6 protein-coding genes are annotated in these 8,761 nt (G+C 73.7%); 2 read left to right on the forward strand and 4 right to left on the reverse strand.

What is annotated here, in order from left to right:
* The first annotated feature begins 102 nt into the window (after positions 1 to 102).
* Positions 103 to 1,395, forward strand: a complete 1,293-nt coding sequence (locus ACFV2J_RS29475; RefSeq protein ID WP_385441481.1) for an aromatic amino acid ammonia-lyase — start codon at positions 103 to 105, stop codon at positions 1,393 to 1,395.
* 248 nt (positions 1,396 to 1,643) lie between these two features.
* Positions 1,644 to 2,129, forward strand: coding sequence for a DUF6924 domain-containing protein (locus tag ACFV2J_RS29480; protein ID WP_385093057.1), 486 nt, complete (start codon positions 1,644 to 1,646; stop codon positions 2,127 to 2,129).
* A 37-nt stretch (positions 2,130 to 2,166) separates the two neighbouring features.
* Here the strand turns inward: ACFV2J_RS29480 and ACFV2J_RS29485 are convergent, their stop codons facing one another.
* The 4 genes from ACFV2J_RS29485 to ACFV2J_RS29500 all read right to left on the reverse strand — a co-directional run bounded on the left by ACFV2J_RS29485 (position 2,167) and on the right by ACFV2J_RS29500 (position 8,604).
* On the reverse strand, positions 2,167 to 2,946 hold the full coding sequence (locus tag ACFV2J_RS29485; RefSeq protein WP_385093054.1) for an alpha/beta fold hydrolase: 780 nt from the start codon (positions 2,944 to 2,946) through the stop codon (positions 2,167 to 2,169).
* Positions 2,947 to 3,007: 61 nt separating this feature from the next.
* The gene (locus tag ACFV2J_RS29490) at positions 3,008 to 4,138 is read right to left on the reverse strand and encodes an alpha/beta hydrolase (RefSeq protein WP_385093051.1); all 1,131 of its coding nucleotides are present in this window, start codon (positions 4,136 to 4,138) and stop codon (positions 3,008 to 3,010) included.
* The gene (locus ACFV2J_RS29495; protein ID WP_385441475.1) at positions 4,135 to 6,867 is read right to left on the reverse strand and encodes a thioester reductase domain-containing protein; all 2,733 of its coding nucleotides are present in this window, start codon (positions 6,865 to 6,867) and stop codon (positions 4,135 to 4,137) included. The genes ACFV2J_RS29490 and ACFV2J_RS29495 overlap by 4 nt, the downstream gene beginning before the upstream one ends.
* A 39-nt stretch (positions 6,868 to 6,906) precedes the next feature.
* Entirely contained in the window at positions 6,907 to 8,604 is a 1,698-nt protein-coding gene (locus ACFV2J_RS29500) for an HAD-IIIC family phosphatase (RefSeq protein ID WP_385441478.1), read from the reverse strand.
* Positions 8,605 to 8,761: the final 157 nt, after the last annotated feature.

Genomic DNA, 8,761 nt, shown 5'->3' on the forward strand with positions numbered 1-8,761 from the left:
TTTTTTATACGCCACCGGCCCACCGCACCCCCCCCGGGGGGGGGCGCCCCCCGGGGTGGCGCCGACCAGCACCCCGCCGGCCACGGCCACGACCTGCGACTGCTGCGCAGCCACGCGGGCGGCATCGGGGAGCGGCTGCCGGTCCGGCAGGTCCGCGCGATGATGGCGGTCCGGGCCAACCAGCTGATGGCCGGCGGCTCGGGGCTGCGCCCCGCGATCGCCACCGCCCTGCTGGACGCCCTGCGGCTGGGCGTGCATCCACCGGTCAGCGAGTACGGAGCGGTGGGCACCGGGGATCTGACCGCGCTGGCCGGGCTCGGACTCGCGCTGTTCGGACACGGCCCCTGGGAACACGACCGGGCGGACGGCGGACAACCGCTCCCCGGGCCGCTGCGCATCGAACGCGGCGACGCCCTCGCCCTGTTGAGCAGCAACGCCCTCACCCTGGGACAGTCCGCGCTCGCCTGTCACGACCTCGGCGCGCTGCTGCGCGCCGCGCACGTGGTGGCGGCCCTGTCCCTGTGCGCGATCGACGCCTCGCTGGAGGCGTACGCGCCCGAGGTCCACCTGGCGCACCCGCATCCGCCCACGCAGCGCGCGGCGGCCCACGTACGACGGCTGCTCGGGGCGTCGCGGACGGCGTCGCCGCCGTGGCCACCGTCGCCGCGTGTCCAGGATCCCTTCGGTTTCCGCTGCTTCCCGCAGGCGCACGGCCCGGCGACGGAGGCGTGGAGCACCCTGGACGCGCTGCTCACCGTCGACCTCAACTCCGCCGTGGAGAACCCCCTGATCGGCTGGGACGAGGCAGGGAGCGTCCCGGTCGCCCACCACCACGGCGGTTTCTTCGCCACCCCGCTCACCCTCGCGCTCGACGGGGTGTGCCTCGCCGTGCTGGGCACGGCCCGGCTCTCCGCCGCCCGGCTCTCCGGACTCGGCCGGCCCGAACTCACCGGACTGCGGTCCTACTTGGCCGACGAGGCGTCCGCGGGCTCGGGGATGATGATCCTCGAGTACAGCGCGGCGGCCGCGGTCGCCGAGGTCCAGGCGTGTGCCACGCCGGCCGCCCTCGGGCACGTGGTGCTGTCGCAGGGGACGGAGGAGGCGGCCAGCTTCGCGACCCAGGCGGCCCGCAAGACGCTCCGGCTCACCGACGCCTACCGGCTGGTCCTGGGCTGCGAACTGGTGGCCGCGGTGCGGGCCCTGCGCCAACGCGGCACGGCTCCCGACCCGCTGACCTCCGCGGGGCGCGCCTACGCGCGGGCCACGACGGTGCTGAATCCGGCGATGGAGGACCGCTCGCTGAGCGCCGACGTGGCGAGCGCCGCGGCACTGCTGGCGGAGTTCGCCGTGATGGAAGGGCACAACGGCGACACGCCGCCCTCCACATCACTGTAGAAATCGCCGGAGCGTGATGTCCCGGCCTGTCCGCCCCTCTCCCGGGCGACCGGGAATCCTGAGCGCCTCGGCACGTTCGCGGGCCCCCGACACACCGGCAGGTGCCGAAGCCTCGGCGGCGACGGCCCCGACTGCCCTTCCGGACGGCGCGGACGTCGTACCGTCGACCGGTCGCGCCACCGCAGCCACCACAGTCACCGCAGTCACCGCAGTCACCGCAGTCACCGCAGTCACCGAGGAGAACGTCCATGAACGCGTTGCCCGCCGTCGTCGGCCGGGACGAATTCGATGCGCTGGTCGTCAGGACGCACTACGACGACGACATGTCCTGGCGGGCCGTGACAGCCGCCCTGGCGCAGCCCCGGGGCGACGGGGGCGCCGGGCGGTACGCGGCGGGCCTCCACCTCGTGGACGACCCGGCCTGGGCGGAGGCCCGCGTCGACGACGTGGTCGCCGCGGTCCGCGCCGACCAGAACCTGCCGGTCGTCTTCCTCGCCGACGGGACCACCATGCGGGCCGCCCACCACGCGCTGCTCGCGGTGACCACGCTGACACGCGAGGAGTGCGAGGACGACGAGGACCACCGGCGGCTCACCGAGTTCGGACGCTCCTTCCGCACCGTCCCCGCTGGTGTCCACGACATCCACACGAACCTGAGCATCGGCAACCTCGGCTTCGAGGAGTACGCGGCGATGGCGCACGACGAACCCGAGGGGATCTACCGGATCTGCTGAACCACCGCCGCCCCGCCGGGCCTTGGAGGCCGGTGGGTCACGGCCGGTCGGTCACGAACCCGTCGAGAGCGGCGGTGAGTTCCGCCGGCTTCTCCACGGGCAGTTCGTGGCCGGCGTCCAGGATCCGCACCACGGCGTCCGGGTAGGCCTTCGCCATCCGGAGCATCTGCGTGACGGGCAGCTGGATGTCGTAGTAGCCGTGGACCAGCAGGGTCGGGGTGCGGATCTCGCCCAGCCGGTCGAGGACGTCGAACGCCCGCATGGCGCCGTACAGCGTCATGACCACCTCGCGCGGGGTGTCCGCCGAGGTGCGGACGTACTCGCGGATCTCGTCACGCGGATAGCCCGGGGCGAAGGCGCGCTGGATGTTGGTGGCGACGAACAGCTTGAACGGCACCAGCGTCGACGCCGCCATGAGCAGGCCCCGCCCCCGGCTGTAGGTCATCCTGCTGATCGAGCTGACCAGGACCATGCGTTCGACCCGCTCGGGGTGGGCGAGGGCGATGGTCTGGGAGATCATCCCGCCCATGGAGTGACCGACCAGGACGAACCGCTCGATCTTCAGATGGTCGAGGACGGCGAGGACGTCCGTCGCCAGCTCCGCGATCGTCCGCACCCCGGCCCCGCCGCTCTCGCCGTGCCCGCGCAGGTCCAGCCGGACCACCCGCCGCTTCTCGGCGAAATGCGCCACCTGGTGGTCCCAGCGGCGCCGGTTGGCCGTCCAGCCGTGGAGGAACACCAGGGGGACGCCGCCGCCGTCGCGGGGGCCCTCGTCGTCGTACGTCAGCGCGGCGCCGTCGACATCGAGCTGCGGCATGGGGCCTCCTGGGTGCGGTCCGGTTACTGACCGGTACGGTATCGGGCCGCGCGGGCCGCCGTCACCGTCGTTCGCCGAGGAATTCGAGGATGTGCCCGAACACGTCGAGGGCGGCGCCCCGGCCCAGGAACGTGTCCAGGTGACCGTACCCGGGGATCTCCGTGTACGAGACGTCCAGCTCGGGCCGTCGGTGTGTCAGTACCTCGTGGCAGAGCCGCTGCGAGTCCAGCCACAGTCCGTTCTCGCTGCCCGCGAGCAGCAGTACCGGGGTGTCGATGCGGGCCGCCGCGTCCAGGGCGTTCGGCGGCAGCGCGCGGTAGCGGTGGTCGGTGTCGTGCCAGCGGACCACCGTGCGGGCCAGTTCGATGCGGCGCAGGTGCGGCAGGATCCACAGGGGCGCGGGGCCGAGCAGTTCGGCGAGGCGGTCGTGGGTGGCGTCGGACAGGTTCTCGTGCACGAAGAGCGAAGCGCCCGATCCCCACGCCGAGTTGTGGAGGATCTGGCAGGTGGGGTCCGGGCAGGACGCCCCACGCGAGGCGAGCGCGAACAGGGGCGTGTACCTCGAGCGGAGGCCCACCCTGCGGAAGTCGACCGGGATGTGGTCGATCCGGTTGCGCAGCAGTTCGCCCGCCACCGTCATGCGCAGCGAGGTGCGCCCCGCGAGCTTCGGCGTCAGGAACACGCCCTGGGAGACGACGCCCGCCAGCCCGGGCACCAGTCCCGCCGTCATGCTCAGCGACAGGGTGAGGGAGCCGACGCAGTGGGCGACCACGAACAGCGGGCGGTCACCGACGCGTTCACGGATGCGGGAGACGGCTTCCGGTATGTCGTACAGGGCGACGTCGTCGTAGGTGTACCGCCGGCCGGTCTCGTTGTACGGGAAGCGCCGGCTGCCCCGCCAGTCGAGCAGCCAGGGCTCGTAGCCGTCGTCGAGCAGGACGTCGACGAGGTTGCGGGTCTCGGGGAGCAGGAACATGTCGGCGGACGCGGTGTGCCCGTGCAGGAGCAGCACGGCGGGCCGGTCCCGCTCGCCGCTGTCGACGCGGGTGAGGGCGAGACGTACGCCGTCCCCGGTCGTGAAGGGGATCTCCTCGACCCGCGCCGGGTCGAGGCGGTGGCGCAGGGGGTGCGGGGCCGTCCGGACCTTGCGGACCGGCCGCCGGGTGCGGGAGGCGGCGGTGGTGAGGATCATCGGTGGCGCTCCGAGAGGGTCGGGGTGCGGCGCAGGTCGAGGAGGTCGGCCGCGGCACGGGCGAAGGGGCCGAGCAGTCCGCGGCCCATCTCCAGCCCGAACCAGGCGAGCCAGGTCAGCTTGGCGGCCCGCTGTTCCCGGGCGGTCAGGCGCGGATCGACCCTGATGCCGTCGATCTGGTCGCGTACGTAGCTGTCCGCGGGTACGACCAACTCGCCCGCGAATGAAGCCGGTTCGCCCTCGCGGCCGATCTCGACGCGCAGGGCGCGGGTCTGCCGCCACACGTCGCGGCGGGCGCGGGCGTGCTTGTGGCCCTCCAGCCACCAGCGGCCGCCGTCGGCGTCACGCAACAGCAGGCGGTAGCGCAGGAGTCGGTGAGCCTGTCCGTGCCGCCCCGGAATGCCCTCCTCGGGGCGGACCCAGACGTCCCCGCTCGCCACCACCAGCGGTTCGGGATGCACGGCGGGGCAGACCAGCTCGCCGCCGGCGTCCACCCTCCGCTCCCCCACCAGTTGGTACATGCTCGCGATGGAGAGGGTCAGGGCCATCGAGCAGGGGATGTCGGCGGCGGTGCCGACGGGCCCCACGGAGCCCTCGGCCGTCTCGGGGAACCACAGATAGGGCTGGTCGTCCTTGTGCGGCAGCCGGGCCAGGCCGTCCTGGGCGAGACGCTCGAACGTCCTCAGTTGCGCCCGGGAGTCGTAGCGGGCCGCGGGCCGGAGGCCGAGTGCCTCGACGAGGGCGGCGGTGCGTTCACCGGTGGCCGCGGGTCCCTTCAGTGTGGCCTCACACAGTCTCAGGGCGGTGGGGCTGCTCAATACCCGGCTCAGAAAACCCAGTTCGGGTATCGGATCGGCCTCCAGGCGGGTCAGGGCCTCGGCGCGCCACTCGTCCCAGTCCTGGACGCGCACGTGCATACCGCCGAACGCCATGTCCCGTACGACGTCGTCGAGGGTGTTGGGAACGCCGGTCAGGTTGTAGTCGTGGCCCCAGGCGTCCGGTTCACAGACGACGGAGGCCGCGACCCGGCTCACCCAGTCCACCGGGGCCGAGTTCAGGTACCGGAAGGCGGGTACCGTGCGGAAACGGCCGAAGGCGGAGATGAGGCCGCTGCTGAGGTCCTGGGGGTTGTAGGCACCCGTCCGTGTGTGACCGCCGATGCCTCCGGGGCGCAGTGCGGTGACGACCAGACCGTGGTCGCGCGCTCTGCGCAGCGCGACCTCGGCGGCCCACTTCGTCTGGTCGTAGCCCGCCACGAGGCGGTCCACGCGGGCGAGCGGGTCGTCCTCCCCCATGGAAGCGATGCCGACCTCGTTGAAGACCGCGATCGAGGAGATGTGGTGCAGCGGCTTCGGCCGTCCGGCCGCGGCGAGTTCGGCCAGGGTCAGCGCACCGAGGACGTTGCTCTGCCGCAGCGAGCGGTAGCCGCGCAGGAAGTCCACGGCCGCCGCCACGCCGACCACGCTGTCCAGCTCGTGGGCGAGCGTGTTCCAGAGGTCCTCCGACAGGCCGAGGCGCGGGCGCCGGATGTCGCCGGGGAGCACCGTCACCCGGCGGCGGACCTCCGACGACCAGGGCAGCCGGTGCGTCTTCAGCGCGGCGCCGAGGCGGGCCGAGGCCGCTCCCTCGTCCGCGGCACGGACGAGGCAGTACACCTGCGCGTCGCTGTGCCTGAGCAGGTCGAGGAGCAGATGGCCGCCGAGGAAGCCGGTGGCGCCGGTGAGCAGGATCCGCCGGGGCGGCAGCGGCTCGGGCGATCCGGTCCAGGGCAGACGGTCGGCGAGCGAGAGATCGGCCAGGATCTGGTCCAGGTCTTCGGGGCGTGCCGAAGAGTACGGGGAGGCCGAGGAATACGGGGGGTTCGGGAAGAAGGGGGAGTTCGGGGAGTAGGGCGGGTTCGGGGGGAAGGGCGGGTTCGGGGAGGAAGAAGTGCCGCCAACGGCCGGCCGGGAGTCGGTGGTCGTCCCGGGCGGCCGGGTAAGGGGTGCCGTCCCGGACGGTGAGGTGTGCGGAGGCGGTGACTGTGACGGAGACGGAGACGGAGACGGAGACGGTGACGGTGACGGTGACGGTGACGGGGCCGAACTCCCGGCGGGCGTCCGGGTTTCCGGCACGTCCGGGGCGTCCGGGGCGTCCGGGGCGTCCGGGGCGTCCGGCGCATCCTGTGCGGCGGGTGCGGCCGCAGCCCCGGCGGTCGCCAGCCAGCGCCGGGCGAGGCTGCTCGGGCGGGCGTCGGCGAACACCTCGTCGAGGTCCAACTCCACGCCCAGCGTGTCCTCCAGCGCCGCGACGAGTTCCACGGCACCGACGGAGGTGCCCCCGGCGTCGAAGAAGTCGCTGTCGGGCGACAGCCGGCCTTCGGGTACGAAGGGGCCGGCCGCCTCGGCGATCGCGGAGGCCAGTCCGTCCACGTCGGGAAGGGTGGTGGCGGTAGTCGCGGTGGCGGCGGAAGCGGAGCCGTGCGAGGCGCCCGCGCTGTGCTCGCCCTCGGTTCCGGGACCGGAGGCGACGGCACCCGTGCCCACTCCCCCGCCCTCCGTGAGGCTCGTGGCGGGTTCCACCCCGCCCGCGGCCGGTCCCGGGCCGCTCGCGACCGCCTCGGGTCCGGTGGCGAGGCCCGCCCTGGACAGCAGTGCCTCCACGCTCAGCCCGCCGTCTCCCCGCTCGATCGCCTCGCCGGCCGCCGCCCGTCCGGCGTACGACGACGTGTCCTCGTTCACTTCACGCATGAGAGCCCTTCCCCCTGTGCACTGTCGTTTCCGCCCCGTTCACGTCCGCCGCCAGGAGCGGAAGGCCCGCAGCTGATCCGGCGTGACCACGCTCTCCAGCCGCTCGTCGTCCTGGTCGCCGCCGCCGAGCGCGGCCAGCAGACGCCGGGCCGGCAGGTTGCGCGCGGTGCGCTCCGCCGTCAGGCGGACCTCCGCGCAGCCCAGTTGCTCGGCGCGGTCGGCAAGCCACCGCAGCATCCGTTCCTCGACGCCCCGGCCGAGCGCACGGCAGCTCATCGTCCAGGCGAGGACGTCGAGTCGGCCGCCTTCCGCGCGCACGGCGAGCAGGCCGATCTGCCCGTAGTCGCCGAACCGGTCACGGGCCGTGCCCGTCCACACCTCGCCCACGTCACGCCACCGCGCCAGATCGGCGCCGTCGGCCGACCGGGGGTGGAGGACGAACTGGTTGGTGCGGCTCACGAGTTGCCCGGCCCGTTCGACGTCGTCCCCGCTGAGCGCACGGATGTCGACCTGAAGTTCCAGCCGGTCGAGGAACTCCTCGAACCCGGCCTGTTCGCGGGCCGCGTCCCGTTCCCGTTCCTGTGCGTAGAACCGCGCCCGCAGCCCGTCCTCGGCCGTCGCCGCCGCCGGGACCAGCGGCCACAACCGGTGGAGGAAGTCGTCGAGTTCGGCCGCCGGGGGGCAGGTCAGTGACAGCATCTGGGGCAGCGCCGACCGCATCGCCGCGATCTCGACCGGGTTGTCGTCCAGGTAGAGGAAGCTGTCGAGTCCCAGGCCGAGCGTGCGCGCCGCCCGCGAGAGACGGTCCGGCTTCGGCCCCCAGGTGGCGGAGAACGCGCTGAAGTGCTCGGGCTTCAACAGGCTGTCCGGGCGGTTCAGGACGGCTCGTACCGTGTCCTCGTCGTTGTTGCTGACCAGCGCCAGCAGCACGCCCGCGGCCCGCCACTCCAGCAGCCGGCGCGCGAGGAGGGCACGCGGTCCGGCCAGGTCCACCGCGTCCGGGCCGATCTCCGCGGCCACGCCGCCCCAGAGGGTCTGGTCGCCGTCCACCGCGATCACCTTGGGTGCGGGGCGCCGTACCGCTCGTACGACCTCGGCCAGCCGCAGGGCCACCGCCGCCTGGAAGCGCGGTGTGAAGGGGAGGTGGGCCAGCCGCTCGGTTCGTTCGTCGAAGCGTTCCGCGACGGCGCGGTGCCGTGTCCAGTCGTCCGGGCGGAGCACCGCGATGCCGGGTGACCCGGTGAGTTCGGCGGCGAGGTCGCCCTCCCATCGCGTGAAGCGGTGCTCCTGGCGCGCCGTGGGCAGGAAGCCCACGATCAGCGGCTTGCGGGTGCGCTCGGACAGGGCCTTCAGCGCGGCCGGGTACGCGGTGCGCAGTTCGTCGAGCACCGCGTCGGTCACCGGACCGAACCGTTCCAGGTCCACCGCCCGCAGCAGCACCACACCCACCGCCGACGCGGGGTCGGCGAAGACCCCCGACGGGTCGCGCAGGGCGGCGAGCACCTGGTGGTACGGGGCTTCGGCGACCGTCGGACCCGCGTCCCGCGCCCGGTCGGGTGTCCCGTCGCGAACCCCGTCCGGTGTCCGCTCCCCGTCCGTCTCCTCCTCGACCGCCGCCGCGCACAGCAGCGGCAGATGGCCGAGCGCGAAGGTGGCGGCGAGTGCGAGCGAGCGGGCCGGGCGTACGGCATCACCCCCGGCCGGGGTGCCCGTCGCCGCCCCGGCGATTCCCGGCACCGTCTCGCCGTTCCCCGCCGTCGCCCGGATCGTCTCCGCGCGGGGGGCGGGGCCGCCCGCGCGGGGGGGGGGGGGGGGCGCGGGGGCGCGCCCCCCCCCCCCCCCGCCCGCGCGCGCTCGCCTATAAGAACCCCCCCCACCCCACCCAGCGAGCAGT

It is taken from the genome of Streptomyces sp. NPDC059668, assembly GCF_042734135.1.
GTDB lineage: Bacteria > Actinomycetota > Actinomycetes > Streptomycetales > Streptomycetaceae > Streptomyces.